The following is a 21554-nucleotide window of genomic DNA, read 5'->3' on the forward strand; positions in this document are numbered from 1 at the left end:
CGATCGTCCGTCGGCGACACCCCTGAGACAATGGCTTCCGTGTCGGAAGGTCTCTGGATCGCGATAGCGGTCATTGCTGTTCTGCTGGTTACCGCGCTTGTCGTCGGGCTGGTCCGCTACCGCCGCAGGCGGATCAGCCTGTCCGGTCCGGACGAAGCCAAACCGATCGACCGGTCAGGCGGGTATTCGGCTTCCTCCGGCATAACGTTCAGCCAGTCGCCGACGGCCCCACCGGAGCCCCCCAAAGTGCGACGCATCGACACCAGTGGGCTTCCCTCGGTCGGTGACGATGCCACGATCCCGCGGGACGCGCCGAAGCGTCCCATCTCCGACGTGCGGCTGCCTGAACCGCCCGTCAAGGAGGCGCCACCTGCGCCTGAGGCCGCCGTACCTGTGGAGGAGGCCGCACCCGCGCCTGAGGCCGCCCCACCGGTTCAGGATGGAGCACCGGCGCCCACCGCACCGGTAGTACCAGTCGAGCCGGTGGCCCCCGTTGAGCCGGAGGCCCCCCCTGCCGAGCCGGAGGCCCCCGCTGCACCGGAAGCCCCTGCCGAGTCGCAGGTACCGGCCGAACCGGAGGCGCCCGCCGCACCTGCGCTCGAGGAAATCGCGCCCACGGACGGGCGCTTGGACCGCCTGCGCGGTCGGCTGTCGAAGTCGCAGAACGCGCTGGGTCGCAGCATGCTCGGTTTGCTCGGCGGCGGCGACCTGGACGAGGACTCCTGGGAGGAGGTCGAGGACACGCTGCTGATCGCCGACCTCGGGCCGGTGGTGACCGAATCCATTGTTGCCGCGCTGCGTTCGCAGATGGCCAGCAAGGGCGTGCGCACCGAGGCCGAGGCGCGAGCGGTGCTGCGCGAGGTTCTCATGTCCGAGCTGCGGCCCGAGCTGGACCGCTCGATTCGTGCCTTACCGCACGCCGACAAGCCGTCGGTGCTGCTGGTGGTCGGGGTCAACGGCACCGGCAAGACCACTACGGTCGGCAAGTTGGCACGTGTTCTCGTAGCCGACGGCCGGCGGGTGGTGCTGGGGGCGGCCGACACGTTCCGGGCGGCCGCTGCCGATCAGCTGCAGACCTGGGCGGTGCGCGTGGGTGCCGACGTGGTGCGCGGTGCAGAGGGTGCCGACCCCGCGTCGGTGGCGTTCGACGCCGTCGACGAGGGCATCTCCACGGGCGCCGACGTCGTGGTCGTCGACACGGCTGGTCGGCTGCACACCAAGACCGGCCTCATGGACGAGCTGGGCAAGGTCAAGCGGGTGGTGGAAAAGCGTGCCGCCGTGGACGAGGTGTTGCTCGTGCTGGACGCGACCATCGGGCAGAACAGCCTGCCACAGGCCAAGGTGTTCGCCGAGGTTGTTGACATCACCGGCGTGGTGCTGACCAAGCTCGACGGGACGGCCAAGGGCGGCATCGTCTTCCGCGTGCAGCAGGAGCTCGGCGTGCCGGTCAAGCTCGTCGGTCTCGGCGAGGGACCCGACGACCTGGCTCCGTTCGAGCCCGCCGCATTCGTCGACGCCCTGCTCGGCTGAGGTCTACAGCGGAAAACGCACGGTGTAACACCGGCGAAACGCGACCCGTCTATCCGTTCACGCCAGCGAAACATGACGGCGCTGTAGCTGAAACATCCACTCAGCATTGTCTTGGACCAGGTCAACGGTTCGTAAACCCTTGCGGCCGTGACGTGGTGAAGGAGGAAACTGCGAGTGGAGCAATTCCCGTTGATGGGCGCACCGGATACCGGTGATACAGCGTGGATGTTGGCCAGTGCGGCGCTGGTGCTGTTGATGACGCCGGGCTTGGCCTTCTTCTATGGCGGTATGGTGCGCGCCAAAGGTGTGCTCAACATGATCATGATGAGCATCGGCGCCATGGGCGTCGTGACCGTGTTGTGGGTGCTGTACGGCTACTCGGTTGCCTTCGGCGACAACACTGCCGGTGTGATCGGTGACCCGGCCCAGTTCTTCGGTCTCAAGGGCCTGATCGGAACGAATGGAACGGCCGATGCGCCCATCGCACTTGCCGGCACCATTCCTGCCACCGTGTTCGTTAGCTTTCAGCTGATGTTCGCGATCATCACCGTTGCACTGATCTCCGGCGCTGTCGCCGACCGCGTGAAATTCGGCGGATGGCTGTTGTTCGCAGGATTGTGGGTCACGGTCGTGTACTTCCCGGTGGCGCATTGGGTGTTCGACTTCGACGTCAAGGATCCCAAGACCGACGCGATCATTCACCACGGTGGCTGGATCGCCAACCAGCTCAAGGCAATCGACTTCGCCGGCGGCACCGCGGTGCACATCAACGCTGGTACCGCAGGCCTGGTCCTCGCGATCATCCTGGGCAAGCGCCTCGGCTGGCCGGGCATCCCGATGCGCCCGCACAATCTGCCGTTCGTGATGCTCGGCGCCGGCCTGCTGTGGTTCGGTTGGTACGGCTTCAACGCCGGATCCGCGGTGTCGGCCAACGGGGCCGCCGGTGCGACCTTCATCACCACCACCGTGGCGACCGCGGCAGCGATGCTGGCGTGGCTGCTCACCGAACGCATCCGCGACGGCCACGCGACATCGCTGGGCGCTGCTTCTGGCATCGTGGCCGGACTGGTCGCGATCACTCCGTCGTGCTCGTCGGTGAATGTGTTGGGCGCACTCGTGATCGGCGCAGCCGCGGGTGTGCTGTGCGCGCTGGCGGTCGGCCTGAAGTTCAAATTCGGGTTCGACGATTCTCTCGACGTCGTGGGTGTCCACCTCGTTGGCGGTATCGTCGGCACGCTGCTCGTCGGCCTGGTGGCCACCAAGGAAGCACCTGCCGGCGTCGCCGGACTGTTCTACGGCGGCGGGTTCGACCAGCTGTGGCGACAGGCGGTCGGGGCCGGTGCGGTTCTACTCTATTCGGCGGTGGGTACCGCTATCTTGGCGTTGATTGTCAAATACACCGTGGGCCTGCGCCTGGACAAAGAAGAGGAGGCGTCCGGCATTGACGAGGCCGAACATGCGGAAAGCGCGTACGACTTCGTCGCAGTCGGAACCGGATCTGTTCTTGGTCGTCGCGGCGGGGAGGGATAAGGAAATATGAAGCTAATCACTGCGATCGTCAAACCGTTCACTCTGGAAGACGTCAAGACGGGTCTTGAACAGACCGGCATTCTCGGAATGACGGTCAGTGAGGTCCAGGGATACGGCCGCCAGAAGGGACACACCGAGGTCTACCGGGGCGCCGAGTACTCGGTCGACTTCGTACCCAAGGTGCGGGTGGAGGTGGTCGTCGAGGATTCCGCGGTGGACAAGGTCGTCGACGTCATCGTGCAGGCTGCCCGTACCGGCAAAATCGGCGACGGCAAAGTGTGGGTCAGCCCTGTCGACACCGTCGTTCGCGTTCGCACCGGGGAGAGAGGCGCCGACGCCCTATAGCCGCGGTCGGTCGAGGGCGTAATCGACCGGGTCCCCCGGCCAGGCACCGGCTGAGCGTTTGTAGGTAATTGGCCGGGGGAGGGGAGTCGAAAATGTCTGAGCAGCAACCGGACTCGTTGCGGCCGGCCACCGATCTGGCGGCGGCTACCGCGCAGTTATTGTCGGGTTCGCACCAACTGGAAGCGGCGGCACTGCGGAACGCTTTGCTCGATCTACACGAATTCTGGCTCGCCGCAAAGGCAACCGAGATCGGTATCACGGCCGACAGTGGGTTCGCGATCGTGGCGTCCGGTGGGCTCGGCCGCGGTGAGATGCTGCCGTACTCCGATTTGGATCTGATGCTGCTGCACAACAACATGCCGACCGAAGTGATCAGCGAGGTCGCTGAGAAGTTGTGGTATCCGTTGTGGGACGCCAACATTCGTATTGACCACAGCGTGCGCACGGTGCCGGAGGCATTGCAGGTCGCCAATGACGACATCGCGGTCGGCCTGGCGATGCTCGAGGTGCGACACATCGCCGGTGACGCCGATCTGTCCTCGCTACTGGTCGGCGGCGCCCGCAGACAGTGGCGGATCGGTATCGCGTCGCGATTCGACAAACTCGTCGAGAGTGCGCAGGCCCGGTGGCAGCGCAGTGGCCAGATCGCCCACCGTGCCGAGCCTGATCTCAAGTCCGGCCGCGGCGGACTGCGCGATGTCCAGCTGCTCAACGCCCTGGCCATCGCGCAGTTGGCCGACGTGTATCCGAGCCCGGCTCTGGCATCCCCGACCGGAACCCTGGGTGATGCACACCTGGCGCTACTCAACGTTCGCACCGAACTGCACCGGGTGTCCGGGCGTGGCCGGGAACTGCTGTTGGCCCAGCACGCTGATGAGATCGGTGCGGCACTGCGCATCGGGGACCGGTTCGACCTCGCCCGGGTGCTGTCTGATGCCGCACGTACGGTCAGCTACTACGTCGACGCGGGTATTCGCACCGCCGCGAACGCGTTACCCCGCCGTGGGTTCGCCGCGTTGCGGCGACCGGTGCGCCGCCCGCTCGACGAAGGCGTCATCGAATACGCCGGAGAGGTAATCCTTGCCCGCGACGCGCGGCCGGAACGTGACCCCGGCCTGATCCTGCGGGTCGCCGCCGCATCGGCCACCACCGGTTTGCCGATGGCCACGTCGACCCTGGGTCGGCTGGTGGAGAGGGCACCCGAGCTGCGCACGCCATGGCCCCGTCAAGCTCTCAAGGATCTGCTGGTACTGCTCGCGTCCGGCGCCGCCGCGGTGGCCACCATCGAGGCCCTGGACCGGACCGGCTTGTGGGGCCGGCTGTTTCCCGAATGGGGCGCGGTGCGCGACCTGCCGCCCCGCGACGTCGTGCACATCTGGACCGTCGACCGGCACTTGGTCGAAACCGTTGCGCAGGCAAGCGCTTTCACCACCCGCGTATCCCGCCCCGACCTGCTGCTGCTCGGGGCCCTGTGCCACGACATAGGCAAGGGACGCGGCGCCGATCACAGCGTGATCGGTGCGGAGCTGGCCACGCAGATCGGTACGCGACTGGGTCTGTGGCCATCGGACGTCGACGTCCTATCGAAAATGGTGCGCTACCACCTGCTGCTGCCCAACACGGCCACACGGCGTGACCTGCAGGACCCCAAGACCATCGACGCCGTCGCCGAAGTACTCGGTGGTGACCTGGTGTTGCTGGAGCTGCTCGCCACCTTGGCCGAGGCCGACTCACTGGCCACCGGCCCCGGGGTCTGGGGTGAGTGGAAGGCTTCGCTCATCGGCGATCTGGTGCGGCGTTGCCGGCTGGTGATGGTCGGTGACCCGCTGCCGCAACCGGATCCGATCGAGCCGCGGTTCGTGCAGTTGGCCGCGGATGGCGGCGTGCATGTCGAGCTGGCTGAGGGCGACGGGCAGCACATCTACAACGTCACGATGATCGCCCCGGACCGGCGCGGTCTGCTGTCGAAGGCCGCCGCGGTCTTGGCGTTGAATTCTCTGCGGGTGCACTCGGCCTCGGTGAACAGCCATGACGGGTCGGCGATCAACACCTTCGTCGTGTCACCGCTGTTCGGCTCACCCCCCGCCGCCGGGCTGCTGCGTCAACAGTTCATCCTGGCCCTCGACGGCGAGCTCGATGTGCTCGGCACGCTGCTGACCCGCGAGCGCGAGGCAGCCCAGTATCCGACCACGCGAGCCGGGGAGATCCTGGCCTCCGTTCCGGCCAATCATGTGCCGGCACCACCACGGATCCTGTGGTCGGACGACAGCGCATCGGGGGCGATGGTCGTGCAGATCCGCAGCATCGACCGGCCCGGGCTGCTGGCCCGGTTGACCGCGGTGTTCGAGCGCGACGGTGTCGACATCGCCTGGGCGAAGGTGACGACGCTGGGATCGTCGGTGCTCGACGCCTTCGGCATCACCGTGCCGGGCACCGGCGGCGACGGCTTCGGCCGCGCCGCGCTGCGCGAGGAGCTGGAACGCGACCTGTACGCGATCCTGCCCACGCCGCCACCGGCCAATCCCGCCGAGCAGGCGAGCTGAGCCGCCGGACCCCGGATAAGACGAGGTCGGTCGACACGCGACACTCTCTGACGCGGCCGCCCGTTAGGCTTACGACGTGTTTGAGAGCCTGTCTGACCGGTTGACCGGTGCCCTGCAGGGGCTACGCGGCAAGGGGCGGTTGACCGACGCCGATATCGATGCCACCGCCCGGGAAATCCGGCTGGCCCTGCTGGAGGCCGACGTCTCGCTACCGGTGGTGCGCGCGTTCGTCGCGCGCATCAAGGAGCGGGCCAAGGGCGCCGAGGTGTCTGCCGCGCTGAACCCGGCCCAACAGGTCGTCAAGATCGTCAACGAGGAACTGATCGGCATCCTCGGCGGTGAAACCCGGCAGCTGGCATTCGCGAAGACTCCGCCCACGGTGATCATGCTGGCTGGTCTGCAGGGCGCCGGTAAGACCACCCTTGCCGGCAAGCTGGCGAAATGGCTTAAGGGACAAGGGCATACGCCTTTGCTCGTGGCCTGTGACCTGCAGCGTCCCGGTGCCGTGCACCAGCTGGAGATCGTCGGTGAGCGGGCCGGGGTCGCAGTGTTCGCGCCTCATCCCGGCACTTCGGTGGAGGGGCTGGAAAGTGCGGGCCATGGCGACCCGGTCGGGGTCGCCGGCGCTGGTCTGGCCGAGGCCAAGGCCAAGCACTTCGATGTGGTCATCGTCGACACCGCCGGACGCCTCGGCATCGACGAGGAACTGATGGGGCAGGCGGCCGCCATCCGCCAGGCCGTCAACCCCGACGAAGTCCTGTTCGTGCTCGACGCCATGATCGGCCAGGACGCCGTCGCCACCGCCGAGGCGTTCCGCGAGGGCGTCGGCTTCACCGGTGTCGTGCTGACCAAGCTCGACGGTGACGCCCGCGGTGGTGCAGCGCTGTCGGTGCGCGAGGTCACCGGCACGCCGATTCTCTTCGCGTCGGCCGGTGAGAAGCTCGAAGACTTCGACATCTTCCACCCGGACCGGATGGCGTCGCGCATCCTCGGCATGGGTGACGTGCTCACCTTGATCGAGCAGGCCGAACAGGTCTTCGATCAGCAAAAGGCCGAGGAGGCCGCGGCCAAGATCGGCTCGGGGGAGCTGACGCTGGAGGACTTCCTCGAGCAGATGCTCGCCATCCGCAAGATGGGCCCGATCGGCAACCTGCTCGGCATGCTTCCCGGCGCCGGCCAGATGAAGGACGCGCTGGCCGCCGTCGACGACAAGCAACTCGACCGGGTCCAGGCCATCATCCGCGGTATGACGCCCGCCGAGCGGGCCGACCCGAAAATCATCAACGCCTCGCGGCGGTTGCGCATCGCCAACGGTTCGGGAGTCACGGTTTCGGAGGTCAACCAACTCGTCGACCGGTTCTTCGAGGCACGCAAGATGATGTCCTCGATGGCCGGCCAGATGGGCCTGCCGTTCGCCCGCAAGAGCGCCACGCGTAAGGCCGCCAAGGGCAAGAACAAGCAAGCCGGGAAGGGCCGCAAATCAGGGAAGGGTCCGACGCCGCCGAAGGTGCGCAATCCGCTTGGTGGACCGGGCATGCCCGCCGGGTTCCCCGACCTGTCCAACATGCCCAAGGGGCTGGACGAGTTACCGCCGGGTCTGGCTGATTTCGATCTGTCGAAGCTGAAGTTCCCGGGCCAGAAATAGCCGCGTGACGGTCTTGCACGTTCGCGGTCGGGGACTCCCCGACGGCGAAGCCGTGCAATGGTGGATCGACCGCGGTGTGCTGCATGCCGACCCGGTCGCCGGCGCCCAGACGGTGTTTGACGGCGGCTGGATCCTGCCCGGCCTGGTCGATGCCCACTGCCACGTCGGCCTCGGACCGCATGGGCCGGTCGAATTCGACGAAGCGGTCACTCAGGCAGAAACCGAACGCGGGGTCGGGGCGCTGCTGCTGCGCGACGCCGGGTCGCCGGTGGACACCCGCAGCATGGACGACCGCGAGGATCTGCCCAGGATCATCCGAGCCGGCCGACACCTGGCCCGGCCGAAGCGGTATTCGCCGGGTCTGCCGATCGACGTCGAGGACGAATCGGAGCTGCCGGACGTGGTGGCCGAGCAGGCGCGCTGGGGCGACGGCTGGGTCAAGCTCGTCGGCGACTGGATCGACCGTGGCGTGGGCGATTTGGCGCCGCTGTGGTCCGACGAGATCCTCAAGGCCGCGATCAAGGCTGCTCATGCCAACGGGGCCCGCGTCACCGCCCACGTGTTCGGTGAGGACGCGCTGCCCGGGCTGGTCAACGCAGGGATCGACTGCATCGAACACGGCACCGGCATCACCGACGAGATCATCGAACTGATGCTGGCCAACGGCACCGCACTCGTACCGACCCTGATCAATATCGAGAACTTCCCGGGGATTGCCGACGCCGCGACGAAATATCCGGTCTACGCGGCACATATGCGGGAGTTGTACGCGACGTGCCGAGCGCGTATCGGTGCCGCACACGACGCAGGCGTGCCGATTTTCGCGGGCACCGACGCCGGAGGCATGATCGTCCACGGCCGGATCGCCGACGAGATCGAGGCGCTCAAAACCGTGGGGCTGAGCCCGACCGATGCCCTCGGTGCGGCATGTTGGGACGCGCGGGCTTGGCTGGGTCGCCCGGCGCTTGCCGACGGTGCCCCGGCCGACCTGGTCTGTTACGCCGACGATCCCCGAGCCGGTGGTGTCGACCACCCGGATCTGGTGATCCTCCGCGGCCGGGTGTACTGACGCCGTCACCGCAGAGTCAATGGGTCAATACACGTCGCGTACGTAGCGGTGGTTCTTGACGAGGTCGTTGACGTAGGCATGCGCGGCTTCGGCGTCCATGGCGCCGCAGCGGCCGACGATGTCGTGCAGCGTCGCATCGACATCCTTGGCCATGTGCTTCTCATCGCCGCACACGTAGAGATGTGCGCCGTCGGAAAGCCAGCCGAACAGCTCGTCTGCATTCTCCTGCATACGTTGCTGGACATAGACTTTCGCGTTCTGGTCGCGCGAGAAGGCGAGATCCAGCCGGGTCAATGTGCCGGATCCGACGAAGCTCTCCAGTTCGTCACCGTAGAGGAAGTCGGTGGCGCGGCGCCGGTCTCCGAAGAACAGCCAGGACGGTCCAGGAGCGTCGATCGCCCGGCGTTCCTGCAGGAAGGCGCGAAACGGCGCGATACCGGTGCCCGGCCCGATCATGATGATCGGCACATCAGCGGCGGGCAGGCGGAACGTGTGATTGGGGCGCAGGTGCACATGCGCCGTGGCGGTGCGGTCGGCCAGGAACGTCGAGGCGACACCGCTGTGGCAGCGGTCACCGGCGGTGTAGCGCACGGACGCGACGGTGAGATGGACTTGGTCGGGATGCACCAGCGGGCTGGATGCGATCGAATAGTCGCGGGGCTGCAGCGGCCGCAGCGTGTCGACGACGTCGTCGACGGTCAGGGCCGCGAGCCTGATCAGGTCGAGAACGTCCCTGTTCATGGTCTCGTTGGCTAGGGCTGTGGCAATGTCGGGGTCGCCAGTGCGGGAGGCGACGAGCGCCAGCAGGGCCCGCGACGGCGTGCGGATCTCGAAATGGTCGGTGAGCAGTACTCCGAGCGGTTCCGGGCGATCGAGCACCCGATGATCAGGGCTCACGTCGAGTGCGCTCAGGATGTCCGTGACGAGGGCGGGGTCGTTGCTCGCGTGCACAGCGATGGAATCGCCTGCGTGGTAGGTGATTCCGGAATCGCTGAGGTCCAGTTCGTAATGGCGGACCTCTTTGTCGGACGCGGGGGAGGTGAGTAGCCGATTGACCGCGACGCGGACCGCGACGGGATCGTGGTGTTCCCGGCCGGCCAGTGTGGGCGTGCCGGCCGGGATAGCCGGTGCGGCGCTGCTGTTCACCGTGTCGGCGAGCAGCTGTTTGACCAGATCAGTTGTCCACGCCGCGGCCTGCTGCCGGTACGGGCCGTCGACGTCGACGCGGTCGGCGAGGCGCGTGGCGCCGAGGGCTTCGAGCCGCTCATCGAGTAATTTTCCTGCGTTGCAAAAGAATTCGTAGCCACTGTCCCCGAGGGCGAGCACCGCGAAGCTCAGGTGGTCGAGCCGGTCGGTGGCGTTGCTGATGGTCTCCCAGAACAACGTGGCCGTGTCGGGGAACTCGCCGTCGCCGAATGTAGAGGTGGCGACGACGAAATGGGTTGCTGCCTGAAGCTCGGCCAGATCGACTTGGTTGAGTTCAACCGCGGTGGCCGCGACCCCGGCGGCCGTGACGGCTTCGGCGAACGACGTGGCGGCATCCTCGGCATTGCCCATGTCGGTGCCGTAGGCGACGATCAGGGAAAGATCGCGGTGTCCGGTCACGGTGGCCCCCTAGGTTGCACGTGGGACGATGTCCCGCACTAGTTAGGGTTACCTTACTTCTATGTCGACGGCAGTAGGGACGTCCCTTCCGGCGTCAGCCGTACTGACCGAACCCCCAGTCCAGCAGCTGTATCGCCTGGCCGTACAGATCGCCGGTGCCGTACATCTGCACGACGATCAGCCGGTGGTTGCCGCGTTGTGCGGCGCCGACATAGGTCTTGCGAGCCAGATCCGTGTACCCGGTCTTGCCGGCCAGATCGCCCGGGTAGCGGGTGAGCAACTCGTTCTGGTTGGTCAGCGTCCTGCCCGGGAATTGCGCCGTCGTCTGCCGCATGATCTGGGCGATCAGCGGATAGGTCAGCGCCGTCCGGTAGATCACCGCGAGGTCGTGCGGTGTGGTGAGCGATTCCCAACCCGGTCCGTCCAGGCCAGACGGTGAGCCTGCGTGGGTGTTGCGCGCACCCAGGCTTGCCGCCTTACGGTTCATCGCGGCCACCGCGACGCGCTGCCCGCCGAGCATGTCGGCCAGCATGTTCGCGGCGTCATTGCCCGACACCATGAGCAGCCCCTCCAGCAGCTGCTGGGTGGTGTATGCCTGCCCAGGCTTGAGCCCGACGCACGAGCATTCCACCTTGGTGTGCGAGTTGTTGGCCCTGGCGAAGTTGTCCGGCCGTAGGTTGTCCAGAACCACCATGGCCAGCAGCGGTTTGATGGTGCTGGCCGGGGCATAGGAGCCATTGGGATCCTTGGCTGCCAGCACGCGGCCCGTGTCGAGGTCTGCGACCAGCCACGCCTTGGCGGGACCATTCGCGAACGCCTGTGCGCCAGCGGGTTCCACGGATGGCTCGGCAGCGGCCACAGGCACCGCCAGCACCGTGCTGAAAGCGAGCGTGGTCGCCACGAGCAGTCTGCGCACGAGCGCCGACCCTACGGTTTGCAGGACTCGTTCGGCGCGCGCTCAGGTCTCTGTCGGGTATCGACGCCGAATCGGCTTCACAGCGAGCCGATACTGGCGGCGTGATCCTGCAGGAAACCCCAGTCCAGCAGGGCAGCGGCCTGATCCCAGTACGTCGGGCCGCCTTCTTTGACCAACCCGTGCATCATCGAGATGACCAGCCGACGACCATCACGCTGAGCTGCCGCGACAAACGTCTTGCGCGCGATGTCGGTGAATCCTGTCTTGCCGCCGATCGCGCCGGGATACCGACGCAGTAGCTCGTTCTGGTTCTGCAACACCCTGTCGCCGGACTTGGTGGGGAACACCGTCGACGGCATGGCCGTGATCTGGGCGAACACAGGGTTGGCCATGGCGCCGCGGAAGATCACCGCCATGTCGTGCGGGGTGGACCAGAACGGCATGCCGGGGGCGTCCAGGCCCGACGGTGTCACCACATTGGTGTCGTGCGCACCGAGCTGGGCGGCCTTGGCGTTCATCTTGGCTACCGCCGCGTCCGAGCCGCCGAGCATGTGGGCCAAGGTATTTGCGGCATCGTTGCCCGAGTCCAGCAGCGCGGCCTCCAGCAGTTGGCGTGCGGTGTAGGTCTGGCCCGGGGTGACGCCGGCGCAGGTGCACTCGGCCTGCGAATCGGCCTCGTCGGCGACGATGGTGCTGTCCAGCGGGAGTTCGTCGAGCACGACCTGGGCGAGCAGCGTCTTGATGGTGCTCGCCGGTGCGTAACGGGTGTTCTCGTTACGGGCCGCCAACACCTCACCGGTATCCAGGTCGGCGATCACCCAGCCGTCCGCGGGCCCATCAGGGATCGGCGCCGAGCCGATCTGCTGCACACCCATATCGGCTCTGGCGGCGGGCGGCTCGACCGAACTCACGACCGTGCTCAAAGCCGCCAACAGGACTGCGAGCGCGCAGATCAACCTCCCCATGGCCGGCCAGCCTAACCGTGTTGAATCGGGACAGGTCGAGCCTGGCCGAGATTTCGTCGAGGCCGATGCTTCGGCAAGATCGTCTGAGCCGGCTCCGGCGACGCCTACTCTGAGTCGTCTCCGGTGACAGAGATTTGGGCGAGCCGGACGCGCTCTGGCACAATGTTCGGCTGTCCGCCGTGCGACTCGTTCAATGCGCTGCGCGGTGGTCACACACGTAAGGCAAAACCGGACCCGGGCAACCCGCCCTGATCGCTGAATTGCAGCGTGGCAACCATCTAGGAGTTCCATCATGGCTGTCAAGATCAAGCTCACCCGGCTTGGCAAGATCCGCAACCCCCAGTACCGCATCGCTGTCGCCGACGCGCGCACCCGCCGCGATGGCCGCTCGATCGAGGTGATCGGCCGCTACCACCCGAAGGAAGAGCCGAGCCTGATCGAGATCGATTCGGAGCGCGCGCAGTACTGGCTGGGCGTTGGCGCACAACCCACCGAGCCGGTGCTGGCCCTGCTGAAGATCACCGGTGACTGGCAGAAGTTCAAGGGTCTGCCGGGCGCCGAAGGCACGCTGAAGGTCACGGAGCCCAAGCCGTCCAAGCTGGATCTGTTCAACGCCGCGCTCGCCGAGTCGGAGAGCGGGGCTACCACTCAGGCCGTCACGCTGAAGAAGAAGAAGTCCAAGGCGGACGAGGCCGCCGCTGAGGCTCCGGCCGCGGCCGACGAGGCTGCCGCCGACGAGTCTGCCGCCGGCGAGAGCTGAGCGCCGAAGTGAGTTCTGTTGTGGTCGACGCCGTCGAGCACTTGGTCCGCGGGATCGTGGACAACCCTGACGACGTGCGGGTCGATATGGTGACCAGCCGCCGCGGACGCACCGTCGAGGTGCACGTCCACCCGGACGACCTGGGCAAGGTCATCGGCCGCGGCGGCCGGACCGCCACCGCGCTGCGTACCTTGGTCGCCGGTATCGGCGGGCGCGGTATCCGCGTCGACGTGGTGGACACCGACCAGTAGGGCGTCGGCTCCAATATGGATCTGGTTGTCGGACGGGTCGTCAAAGCGCACGGGGTCACCGGCGAGATCGTCGTCGAGGTCCGCACCGACGACCCGGACGCCCGCTTTGCACCCGGTATGGAGCTGCGGGGCAGGGCCAAAGGCGGTGCCGAGCGACCCTTTGCCGTCGAATCCGTGCGTGAGCATGGGGGCCGGTTGCTGGTCAGGCTGGTCGGAGTGGCCGATCGCAATGCCGCAGACGAACTGCGCGGCACCGTTTTCGTCGTCGACACCGCCGATCTGCCCGCCATCGACGATCCCGACGAGTTCTACGATCACGAGCTCGAAGGTCTGCGGATGGTGTGTGTCGACGGCACGCCGGTCGGCAAGGTCTCGGAGGTTCTGCACACCGCAGCGGGGGAGTTGCTCGCAGTAACAGACGCCGACGGCCGCGAGGTGCTGGTGCCGTTCGTCAGCGCCATCGTCACCTCGGTCTCCCGCGAAGACGCAACCATCGTCATCGACCCGCCCGACGGCCTGCTCGACCTGAGCTGACGGGAGCGTCACTGTGCGCATTGACGTCGTGACCATCTTTCCGGCGTACCTCGATCCGATCCGGCAGTCGCTACCGGGCAAGGCCATCGATGCCGGCATCGTCACGCTGGCCGTGCACGACCTGCGGACATGGACTCACGATGTGCACCGGTCGGTCGACGATTCTCCGTACGGCGGTGGACCGGGCATGGTGATGAAGGCCCCGGTATGGGGTGAGGCGCTCGACGAAATATGCACGGAAGAAACACTTTTGGTGGTGCCCACCCCCGCCGGCCGGCTGTTCACCCAGGCGGTGGCCGAGCGCTGGAGCGCCGAGCGGCACCTGGTGTTTGCGTGCGGCCGATATGAGGGTATCGACCAGCGGGTCCCCGACGACGCGGCCCGTCGGATGCGTGTCGAAGAGGTGTCGATCGGTGACTACGTGCTCACCGGTGGCGAGTCCGCGGCGTTGGTGATGATCGAGGCGGTGGTCCGCCTGCTGCCCGAGGTGCTCGGCAATCCCGAATCCCACCAACAGGATTCGCATTCAGACGGACTGCTCGAAGGGCCCAGCTACACTCGTCCGCCGAGCTGGCGGGATTTAGAGGTGCCTCCGGTGCTGCTGTCGGGTGATCACGCGAAGGTGGCCGCCTGGCGTCGGGAACAAGCGCTGCTGCGTACGCGGGAACGCCGGCCCGACCTCCTCGACAACTCCCCGCGAGCAGACGTGTAGGTTCCCCGACACGCCGGTTTTCAGGGACCTCCGCGTCTGCTCGCGCGGTGGAGGTGCCTCAGATGCGCCCGCCGGGGAACATCACCTTGACCGCGTCGGTGATGGTCTTACGCGCGGTGGCGTCGTCGGTGGGTTGCATCGAGCCGATCACCATGATGAACCGGCGGTCAGCGCCGATCACCCCGGTGGACAGGTGCACCCAGTTGCCGCCGTTCCAGCAGCACATCCAGCCCTGCTTGACGGCCACGGGCTCGGCGTACAACCCGTCAGGGATACCGAAACGCTGTGGGTAGCCGTCGATACCATTCGCGGTGGACCGGGCCAGGTTGGACAGGATCGTGTTGGCCTGCTCCTGCGGCAGCCCGCCGCTGCCGTTCATCAGCATGTCGTAGTAGCGCGCCAGGTCGTCGGCCGTGCTCATGGTGTTCCACCAATGGCCGTCGTACGGCGTCGTGGTCGACTTCAACCCGTAGCGCGCCACGACGCGGGTGATGACCGCGCTGCCGCCGCTCTGGTTCCAGAAGTTCTCTGCGGCACTGTCGTCAGAGGATCGCAGCATCACGTCGAGGGCCTGACGGTCGGCGGGGCTCACCGTGGTCTGTCCCTTGGACTCCTGCAGTAGCAGGTCATCGGCGATGAAGAGTTTGGCCACCGATGCGATCGGGATGGGCGTCGAGTTCCCGTTGGAGACCACTTGACCGGTGCTGCGATCGAGTACCAGCGCCGTGATAGTGGCTCCGGCTTTCGACGCGGATGAGGTGGCGAGGCTTGCCCGGTTCTGCAGACCGTCGAACGTTGCGGCGGGTCCGTCTGGAGGTGACTCAGGCAGCGGTGCTGCGGTGCCCTGCGGCACGACCACGGTGAACTGCGGCGCGGTGGGCACCGGTGGTGGTGTTCCATACACCCTGGCCTCGCAGCCGGCGACGGTGACCACCCCGATCACGACGGCCGCGGTCACGGTCATCATTCTCGACGGCCGCCGTTGCATGCCTCTCCTTAGACCCGGTAACTGGAACCCAGACATCCGAGCCGAGCGACAGATGCGCATCGGTCGTCGGCAACCGCACGTGCGGACGGTTCAGACTAGCTGGTCCCCGGCGGAATCGCGTAGCTTGTCGGTTGCGGTAATTCCGGTGGTTGCGGTGCGGCCCGACCGCCGGATTTCACCGGACCGGTGCTCATCTGGCACAATTGAGCAGTTGTCTGCTGCAGCCTAGGGCTGGGCGCTGCCTGCCCGCTGCCAGATACGCCCCGATACACCCGAAAACCAGCTTCGGCTGCGCGAGTCCGCGCATCGGCCCGGAGCCGCTAACAACAAGGAAGTGTCACCGATGAACACGCTGGACTTCGTCGATCAGGCGTCGCTGCGCGACGACATCCCGACCTTCAGCCCCGGCGACACCGTCAACGTGCACGTGAAGGTGATCGAGGGCTCGAAGGAGCGCATCCAGGTCTTCAAGGGTGTCGTGATCCGTCGCCAGGGCGGCGGAGTCCGCGAGACCTTCACCGTGCGTAAGGAGAGCTACGGCGTCGGCGTCGAGCGGACCTTCCCGGTGCATTCGCCCAACATCGATCACATCGATGTCGTGACCCGCGGTGACGTGCGTCGCGCCAAGCTGTACTACCTGCGCGAGCTGCGCGGCAAGAAGGCGAAGATCAAGGAAAAGCGCTGAGCGCGTTGTCCTGCCCGGCGTGGTCCGGCGGCCACACGCCGCTACTGTGGACGCCGTGACCGGACCCGCCGACTCAGCCGACTCGTCATCGGACGACACCGTCAACACCGATTCCGAGAAGCCCAAGCCGGATCCCGGCGCCGCTGAAGTCACTGAAGAAGATCCCAAACCCAAGCGGTCCTCACTGCGTGAGGGTGCCATCCTGGTGACCATCGCGATTGTCCTGTACTACGTGATGCTCACCTTCGTCGCCAGGCCGTACCTGATTCCGTCGGAGTCGATGGAACCGACGCTGCACGGCTGCAGCGGTTGTGTCGGCGACCGGATCATGGTCGACAAGGTCACTTACCGGTTCTCTCATCCGGGCCCCGGTGACGTGGTGGTGTTCAAAGGCCCGCCGTCGTGGAACGTCGGCTACAAGTCGATCCGCTCGGACAACACCGCGGTGCGCTGGGTGCAGAATGCGCTCTCCTTCATCGGCTTCGTACCGCCCGACGAGAATGACCTGGTCAAGCGGGTAATCGCGGTCGGTGGTCAGACGGTTGAATGCCGCGCAGATACGGGCCTGACTGTCGACGGCAAGCGACTCCACGAGCCATACCTGGACGCGGTCACCATGAACGCCGATCCGGCGGTGTACCCGTGCCTCGGCAACGAGTTCGGTCCGGTGACCGTGCCGCAGGGCCGGTTGTGGGTGATGGGCGACAACCGCACCCATTCGGCCGATTCGCGGATCCATTGCACGAATGTGCCCGCTGACGTGCAACGCGGCGTGCATTGCACCGGGGATCCGATAGCCGGCACAGTACCGGTGGACAATGTGATCGGAAAGGCTCGATTCATCGCCTGGCCGCCGGGCCGCTGGGGTGGCGTCAGCAGCGTGAATCCGCAGACCGCCTCGTAGGACTCGTAGGAGCTGTCCCAGTGCCGGCATCGTGGCCACCTCGAACGGTGATCCGGAAGGCCTCGGGCCTGCGGACCCTGGAGTCCGCGCTGTACCGGAACGGGCTGGGACCCGTTGCGGGTGTGGACGAGGTGGGGCGTGGCGCCTGTGCGGGCCCGTTGGTCGTGGCTGCATGTGTGCTCGGGCCGAACCGGTTGGAGAGCCTGGCGGACCTGGACGATTCCAAGAAACTCGGCGAGAAGGAACGGGAACGCTTGTTTCCGCTGATCCGCCGCTATGCGCTGGCCTATCACGTGGTGTTCATCCCCTCGGCAGAGGTGGACCGCCGCGGCGTGCACGTCGCCAACATCGAAGGCATGCGGCGCGCGGTGGCCGGGTTGTCGATGCGGCCTGGTTATGTGTTGTGCGATGGATTCCGGGTACCCGGCCTGGCGGTGCCGTCCCTTCCGGTGATCGGTGGTGACGGAGCCGCCGCGTGTATTGCCGCCGCCAGCGTGCTGGCGAAGGTCAGCCGCGACCGGCTGATGGTGCAGATGGAACGCGAGCATCCGGGCTACGGGTTCGCCGACCACAAGGGTTACAGCACACCTGCGCACACCGCGGCGTTGGCGGAGCTGGGGCCGTGTGTGCAGCACCGCTACTCGTATGTGAACGTGCGGCGGGCCGCAGAGACGGCTGGGGTGCGGCGGGCCGCAGCGACGGCTGGGGTGCGGCGGGCAGAGTTTGGGGGGATCGGTGCGACGTGACGGGCTCGGGTGGGGAATGATGGAACGCAACCTAGACGAAGGACAGCAGAGTTTATGAGTGCCGAGGATCTCGAGAAGTACGAAACCGAGATGGAGCTCTCGCTGTACCGCGAATACAAGGACATCGTCGGGCAGTTCAGCTACGTGGTGGAGACCGAACGGCGGTTCTACCTGGCCAACAGTGTCGAGCTGGTGCCGCGCAATGCCGATGGCGAGGTCTATTTCGAACTGAGGTTGGCCGACGCGTGGGTGTGGGATATGTACCGGCCGGCCCGGTTCGTCAAGCAGGTACGGGTCATCACCTTCAAGGACGTCAACATCGAAGAGGTCGAAAAGCCTGAGCTGCGGCTGCCGGAGTAGCCGACGCGGTCAGGCCGATTCGGTGTGTAGGTGTTGATCGAAGAACGCGAATACGCGGTCCCAGGCGTCGGCAGTGGCCGCCTCGTTGTACCCGAATCCAGTGACCCGCAGGAGCCGTTGACCGGGCAGCTGATTGGCGAAGGCGTGTCCGGCTTCGGGGTACACCTTGATGTCGGACGTGATGTTCTTGGCGGCGACGATCCTGCGTAGCCGTGCCGGCGCGCCGATGCCCAGCGGATCGCGCCGACCGAAGCTTGCCACGATCGGGCACGACGCGTCGAGGGTCTCGTTGAGCCGCCGCGGCAGGGGAGTGCCGTAGAACGGTGCCGACGCGGCGAAGCCCTTGGGGCCCATGAGAAGTGCGAATTGTCCGCCCATGCAGAAGCCGGCGATGCCGACTGTTCCGGTGCATTCCGGCAGGGACCGTAGGTGGTCCCGCGCCGCGAGGATGTCATCGAGCGTTCGGCCACGTTGGCTCAGCAGGTCACGCATCACCCGCGTGATACACCGGGCCCGGCCGCCGCGGGCGTACAGGTTGGGGGTCAGAGCGAGGTAGCCGGCCGCGGCGATGCGTTCCGATATCGACTCGTTGTCGGGTGCGTAGCCGATGCCGTCGTGAACCACCACGACACCCGGCCATGGCCCGCCGCCTTCCGGCCTGTCCAGTAGCGCGTCGATGGGGCCGGCGGGGGTGTCGAGACTGATCGTCGTCACCCTTGCCAACCTAATCGCGTGGTTCAGGTCCCGCAGAACGTGCGGTAGGCGCCGAAGTCGGCCGGTGCGGGTGCTGCGTGGCGCTGCAAGCCTGGCCGCTCGTCATACGGCGCCGACAGCGCTACCAGCAGGTCGTCCAGCGGGGTCAGTTCGCCACTGGTAGCCGCGGCCAGCGCCTCCTCGACCAAATGGTTGCGGGGGATGTAGATGGGGTTGACGCGGTCCATCGCTTCAGGCAGTGGGTCGAGCGCCCGCCAGCGCGTCAACCAATCGTCGAACCCGTCGGGCCCGGCGAACAACTCCTGCGTCGGTCCGATGTTGCCCCGTCCCGCTCCGGCGAGGCTGCGGAAGAACGACGTGTAGTCGACGCGGCCGGACTTCAACAGCGTGAGCAGATCGTCGACCAGGCCGGTGGCCTGCTCGTGCGAAACATCTTCCGGCAAACCGAGTTTGGCCCGCATTCCGGCCAACCACGCATTCTGGAATCGGATGCGGAACCCGGCGAGCGCGTCGGTCGCCAGTGCCGCTGCCCGGTCGCCGTCCTCGGCGATCAACGGCAGCAGGGTTTCGGCGAACCGGGCGAGGTTCCATTGGGCCACCGCGGGCTGGTTGCCGTAGGCGTAGCGCCCGCCGTGATCGATCGAGCTGAATACGGTCGCCGGGTCGTAGGCCTCCATGAAGGCACACGGGCCGTAGTCGATGGTCTCGCCCGAGATGGTCATATTGTCGGTGTTCATCACACCGTGGACGAAGCCGACCAGCATCCACCGTGCCACCAGCTCGGCCTGCACCGCGATGACCGCTTCGAACAAGGCCAGATACGGGTTGTCGGCTGTTGCCGCGGCGGGGTGGTGGCGGGCGATGGCGTGGTCGGCCAGACGCCGCAGCACGCCGGGGTCGCCCATGGCCCGGCCGTAGGCGGAGGCGTACTGGAAGCTGCCCACCCGCAGATGACTGGCTGCGACCCGGGCCAGCACGGCCCCCGGCTGGCGGGTTTCGCGCAGCACATCCCGTCCGGTCGATGTCACGGCCAGCGACCGTGTGGTCGGGATGCCCAGTGCATGCATGGCCTCGCTGACGACGTACTCGCGCAGCATGGGCCCGACCACAGCCAGGCCGTCACCGCCCCGCGCGAACGGTGTGCGTCCAGAACCCTTGAGATGCAGGTCGCGGAGCTGCCCATCGGAGTCGACGAGTTCTCCGAGCAGCAACGCGCGGCCGTCGCCAAGCCGCGGTACATAGCCGCCGAACTGATGGCCCGCGTAGGCCTGGGCCACCGGGCGAGCACCTTCGGGAACCGCGGCGCCCAGCAATAGTTCGATGCCGTCGGTGCTGTGCAGCCACGCGGGGTCCAGGCCTAGTTCGGTGGCCAGCGCTTCGTTGAGTACCAGCAGCCGGGGCGAGGGCGCGGCTTCGGCCTGCCACTCGACGGCCAGTTCAGGCAGCTCGCGGGCGAACCGGTTGTCGAGCACGACAGCCGGTTTCACGCTCGTCACAGGTCGCCCAGATCGTCCGGGACGTCAACGGCGTAGCGCTGAAGGACGTCAAGGGGCACGACGTCGAGCGTGCGTTCATGGGTCGCGGCCAGCACGACGGGGGCGGCGCAGCCGTCATGATGGGCACGTAACCAGTTGACCGCAGTGACACACCAGCGGTCCCCAGGTGTCAGGCCGGGGAACCGGAAATGTGGCGCCGGCGTCGACAAGTCGTTTCCGATCGACCGCTGATGGTCGAGGAATTCGGCGGTCACCACCGCGCAGATGGTGTGTCTGCCCACGTCGGCCTCGCCGGTCGAACAGCAGCCGTCGCGGTGGAAGCCGGTGAGGGGATCGGTGCCGCACTCGTCCAGCGGGCCGCCCAGCACGTTGTGATCAGCCATCGCACCAGTATCGCCCGTCGTTCCCGTTCTCCGTCGCAGGCCGGGAATCAGGACAGCGAAACGATACGTTCGCCGGTCAGCGACGCGCCGCTGTTCACGAATGGCGACCAGAATCGCACCAGAGCCCGCAGGCAGGAGTTGATGTCATCGTCGATGTGCAGGATTCCCTAAGCGATGTCCACGACGACCCCAGCTCAGCGTGGCCATCTCCGCGGCTGTCGCGGTCGGCCCGATCGCCGACGACCTGGTCGCCAAGATCGCCGAGCGCACCGCCACCATCAAGACCGGCGACGGCACCAAGGATTCCGACATGGGTCCGCTGGTCACCAAGGCGCACCGCGACAAGGTGGCCTCCTACATCGACGCCGGTGAGGCCGACGGTGCCAAGGTCGTGGTGGACGGCCGCGCCGTGCTGGACGGGGCTGGCCACAGGGATCCAGCCGGGTTCTGGCTGGGCCTCACCCTGCCGGACAACGTCACCCCCGAGATGAGCGTCAACACCGACGAGATCTTCGGTCCCGTCCTGTCGATCGTACGCGTCGAAACCTATGACGAGGCACTTGAACTCATCAACAGCAACCTGTACGGCAACGGCACCGCGATCTTCACCGACGACGGCGGCGCCGCGCGGCGCTTCCAGAACGAGGTCGAGGTGGGCACGGTCGGCATCAACGTACCGATCCCGGTTCCCATGGCGTACTTCAGCTTCGGTGGCTGGAAGGCCTCGCTGTTCGGTGACAGCCACGCTCACGGCACCGAGGGTGTGCACTTCTTCACCCGCACCAAGGCCATCACCACCCGCTGGCTCGACCCCAGCCACGGCGGCATCAACTTGGGCTTCCCCCAGAACGGGGTAATCCCGGATTGCTGTGT

General features: G+C 66.7%; 21 protein-coding genes and 1 pseudogene. 15 read left to right on the top strand and 7 right to left on the bottom strand.

The annotated features are described in order from the left end of the window. Nucleotides 1–30 precede the first annotated feature (30 nt). The 6 genes from ftsY (at nucleotide 31) to B133_RS0109740 (ending at nucleotide 8662) form a co-directional block, all read left to right on the top strand. Nucleotides 31–1530, top strand: a complete 1500-nt coding sequence (gene ftsY / locus B133_RS0109715; RefSeq protein ID WP_018600746.1) for a signal recognition particle-docking protein FtsY — start codon at nucleotides 31–33, stop codon at nucleotides 1528–1530. 174 nt (nucleotides 1531–1704) lie between these two features. After that, nucleotides 1705–3060: an ammonium transporter gene (locus B133_RS0109720; RefSeq protein ID WP_369751445.1), complete on the top strand. Its 1356-nt coding sequence runs from the start codon at nucleotides 1705–1707 to the stop codon at nucleotides 3058–3060. Between the two features lie 6 nt (nucleotides 3061–3066). Next, nucleotides 3067–3405: a P-II family nitrogen regulator gene (locus B133_RS0109725; RefSeq protein ID WP_018600748.1), complete on the top strand. Its 339-nt coding sequence runs from the start codon at nucleotides 3067–3069 to the stop codon at nucleotides 3403–3405. Nucleotides 3406–3497: 92 nt separating this feature from the next. Beyond that, complete coding sequence (locus B133_RS0109730; protein WP_018600749.1) at nucleotides 3498–5948, top strand: [protein-PII] uridylyltransferase; 2451 nt, start codon at nucleotides 3498–3500, stop codon at nucleotides 5946–5948. Nucleotides 5949–6024: 76 nt separating this feature from the next. Next, nucleotides 6025–7593: a signal recognition particle protein gene (gene ffh, locus B133_RS0109735; protein WP_018600750.1), complete on the top strand. Its 1569-nt coding sequence runs from the start codon at nucleotides 6025–6027 to the stop codon at nucleotides 7591–7593. A gap of 4 nt (nucleotides 7594–7597) precedes the next feature. After that, nucleotides 7598–8662, top strand: a complete 1065-nt coding sequence (locus B133_RS0109740; RefSeq protein ID WP_018600751.1) for an amidohydrolase family protein — start codon at nucleotides 7598–7600, stop codon at nucleotides 8660–8662. Between the two features lie 24 nt (nucleotides 8663–8686). On the opposite strand, the gene B133_RS0109745 is transcribed toward B133_RS0109740, so the two are convergent. From B133_RS0109745 to B133_RS0109755, 3 genes are all read right to left on the bottom strand, one after another. After that, on the bottom strand, nucleotides 8687–10267 hold the full coding sequence (locus B133_RS0109745) for a sulfite reductase flavoprotein subunit alpha (protein ID WP_018600752.1): 1581 nt from the start codon (nucleotides 10265–10267) through the stop codon (nucleotides 8687–8689). Nucleotides 10268–10361: 94 nt separating this feature from the next. Continuing rightward, nucleotides 10362–11183 (bottom strand): D-alanyl-D-alanine carboxypeptidase, encoded by an 822-nt coding sequence (locus B133_RS0109750; RefSeq protein ID WP_018600753.1) that lies wholly within the window; start codon nucleotides 11181–11183, stop codon nucleotides 10362–10364. Nucleotides 11184–11260: 77 nt separating this feature from the next. Beyond that, nucleotides 11261–12148, bottom strand: a complete 888-nt coding sequence (locus B133_RS0109755; protein WP_026256212.1) for a D-alanyl-D-alanine carboxypeptidase family protein — start codon at nucleotides 12146–12148, stop codon at nucleotides 11261–11263. Between the two features lie 292 nt (nucleotides 12149–12440). On the opposite strand from B133_RS0109755, the gene rpsP reads away from it, so the two are divergent. From rpsP to trmD, 4 genes are read left to right on the top strand one after another with little or no spacing between them, the layout of a single operon-like run. After that, nucleotides 12441–12908, top strand: coding sequence for a 30S ribosomal protein S16 (gene rpsP / locus B133_RS0109760; RefSeq protein WP_018600755.1), 468 nt, complete (start codon nucleotides 12441–12443; stop codon nucleotides 12906–12908). Between the two features lie 8 nt (nucleotides 12909–12916). Next, nucleotides 12917–13159 carry an RNA-binding protein gene (locus tag B133_RS0109765; RefSeq protein WP_003881089.1) on the top strand — a complete coding sequence of 81 codons (243 nt, stop codon included), beginning with the start codon at nucleotides 12917–12919 and terminating at the stop codon, nucleotides 13157–13159. Nucleotides 13160–13174: 15 nt separating this feature from the next. Beyond that, entirely contained in the window at nucleotides 13175–13693 is a 519-nt protein-coding gene (gene rimM / locus B133_RS0109770) for a ribosome maturation factor RimM (RefSeq protein ID WP_018600757.1), read from the top strand. Nucleotides 13694–13706: 13 nt separating this feature from the next. Then, nucleotides 13707–14405 carry a tRNA (guanosine(37)-N1)-methyltransferase TrmD gene (gene trmD / locus B133_RS0109775; protein ID WP_026256213.1) on the top strand — a complete coding sequence of 233 codons (699 nt, stop codon included), beginning with the start codon at nucleotides 13707–13709 and terminating at the stop codon, nucleotides 14403–14405. Nucleotides 14406–14463: 58 nt separating this feature from the next. Here trmD and B133_RS0109780 read toward each other — a convergent pair whose 3' ends face one another. Then, nucleotides 14464–15393: a hypothetical protein gene (locus B133_RS0109780; RefSeq protein WP_026256214.1), complete on the bottom strand. Its 930-nt coding sequence runs from the start codon at nucleotides 15391–15393 to the stop codon at nucleotides 14464–14466. Between the two features lie 343 nt (nucleotides 15394–15736). On the opposite strand from B133_RS0109780, the gene rplS reads away from it, so the two are divergent. Genes rplS through B133_RS0109800 form a run of 4 tightly spaced genes read left to right on the top strand, consistent with a single transcriptional unit; the run spans nucleotide 15737 to nucleotide 18088 of the window. Beyond that, complete coding sequence (gene rplS, locus B133_RS0109785; protein WP_018600760.1) at nucleotides 15737–16078, top strand: 50S ribosomal protein L19; 342 nt, start codon at nucleotides 15737–15739, stop codon at nucleotides 16076–16078. A gap of 46 nt (nucleotides 16079–16124) precedes the next feature. Then, entirely contained in the window at nucleotides 16125–16982 is an 858-nt protein-coding gene (gene lepB, locus B133_RS0109790) for a signal peptidase I (RefSeq protein WP_018600761.1), read from the top strand. A gap of 20 nt (nucleotides 16983–17002) precedes the next feature. After that, nucleotides 17003–17728, top strand: a complete 726-nt coding sequence (locus tag B133_RS0109795) for a ribonuclease HII (RefSeq protein ID WP_026256216.1) — start codon at nucleotides 17003–17005, stop codon at nucleotides 17726–17728. Nucleotides 17729–17782: 54 nt separating this feature from the next. After that, complete coding sequence (locus B133_RS0109800; protein ID WP_018600763.1) at nucleotides 17783–18088, top strand: DUF2469 domain-containing protein; 306 nt, start codon at nucleotides 17783–17785, stop codon at nucleotides 18086–18088. Nucleotides 18089–18097: 9 nt separating this feature from the next. Here the strand turns inward: B133_RS0109800 and B133_RS0109805 are convergent, their stop codons facing one another. Genes B133_RS0109805 through B133_RS0109815 form a run of 3 tightly spaced genes read right to left on the bottom strand, consistent with a single transcriptional unit; the run spans nucleotide 18098 to nucleotide 20681 of the window. Next, on the bottom strand, nucleotides 18098–18802 hold the full coding sequence (locus B133_RS0109805; RefSeq protein WP_018600764.1) for a dienelactone hydrolase family protein: 705 nt from the start codon (nucleotides 18800–18802) through the stop codon (nucleotides 18098–18100). Between the two features lie 23 nt (nucleotides 18803–18825). Next, nucleotides 18826–20298 carry a YdiU family protein gene (locus B133_RS0109810; RefSeq protein ID WP_018600765.1) on the bottom strand — a complete coding sequence of 491 codons (1473 nt, stop codon included), beginning with the start codon at nucleotides 20296–20298 and terminating at the stop codon, nucleotides 18826–18828. Further along, nucleotides 20295–20681 (bottom strand): DUF2237 family protein, encoded by a 387-nt coding sequence (locus B133_RS0109815; RefSeq protein WP_018600766.1) that lies wholly within the window; start codon nucleotides 20679–20681, stop codon nucleotides 20295–20297. Before B133_RS0109815 ends, B133_RS0109810 begins: the two co-directional genes overlap by 4 nt. Nucleotides 20682–20880: 199 nt before the next feature. Here B133_RS0109815 and B133_RS22605 point away from each other — a divergent pair. Beyond that, nucleotides 20881–21531: pseudogene (locus B133_RS22605) on the top strand (aldehyde dehydrogenase family protein); the annotation flags it as partial. Nucleotides 21532–21554 lie beyond the last annotated feature (23 nt).

Origin of the sequence: Mycobacterium sp. 155 (genome assembly GCF_000373905.1) — a bacterium.
GTDB lineage: Bacteria > Actinomycetota > Actinomycetes > Mycobacteriales > Mycobacteriaceae > Mycobacterium.

Bases quoted from the DNA above. Each gene is read 5' to 3' on its own strand.
- ftsY (WP_018600746.1), top strand. From the start codon at position 31: ATGGCTTCCGTGTCGGAAGGTCTCTGGATCGCGATAGCGGTCATTGCT.
- B133_RS0109725 (WP_018600748.1), top strand. From the start codon at position 3,067: ATGAAGCTAATCACTGCGATCGTCAAACCGTTCACTCTGGAAGACGTC.
- B133_RS0109730 (WP_018600749.1), top strand. From the start codon at position 3,498: ATGTCTGAGCAGCAACCGGACTCGTTGCGGCCGGCCACCGATCTGGCG.
- B133_RS0109755 (WP_026256212.1), bottom strand. From the start codon at position 12,148: ATGGGGAGGTTGATCTGCGCGCTCGCAGTCCTGTTGGCGGCTTTGAGC.
- rpsP (WP_018600755.1), top strand. From the start codon at position 12,441: ATGGCTGTCAAGATCAAGCTCACCCGGCTTGGCAAGATCCGCAACCCC.
- rimM (WP_018600757.1), top strand. From the start codon at position 13,175: ATGGATCTGGTTGTCGGACGGGTCGTCAAAGCGCACGGGGTCACCGGC.
- B133_RS0109780 (WP_026256214.1), bottom strand. From the start codon at position 15,393: ATGCAACGGCGGCCGTCGAGAATGATGACCGTGACCGCGGCCGTCGTG.
- rplS (WP_018600760.1), top strand. From the start codon at position 15,737: ATGAACACGCTGGACTTCGTCGATCAGGCGTCGCTGCGCGACGACATC.
- B133_RS0109800 (WP_018600763.1), top strand. From the start codon at position 17,783: ATGAGTGCCGAGGATCTCGAGAAGTACGAAACCGAGATGGAGCTCTCG.
- B133_RS0109815 (WP_018600766.1), bottom strand. From the start codon at position 20,681: ATGGCTGATCACAACGTGCTGGGCGGCCCGCTGGACGAGTGCGGCACC.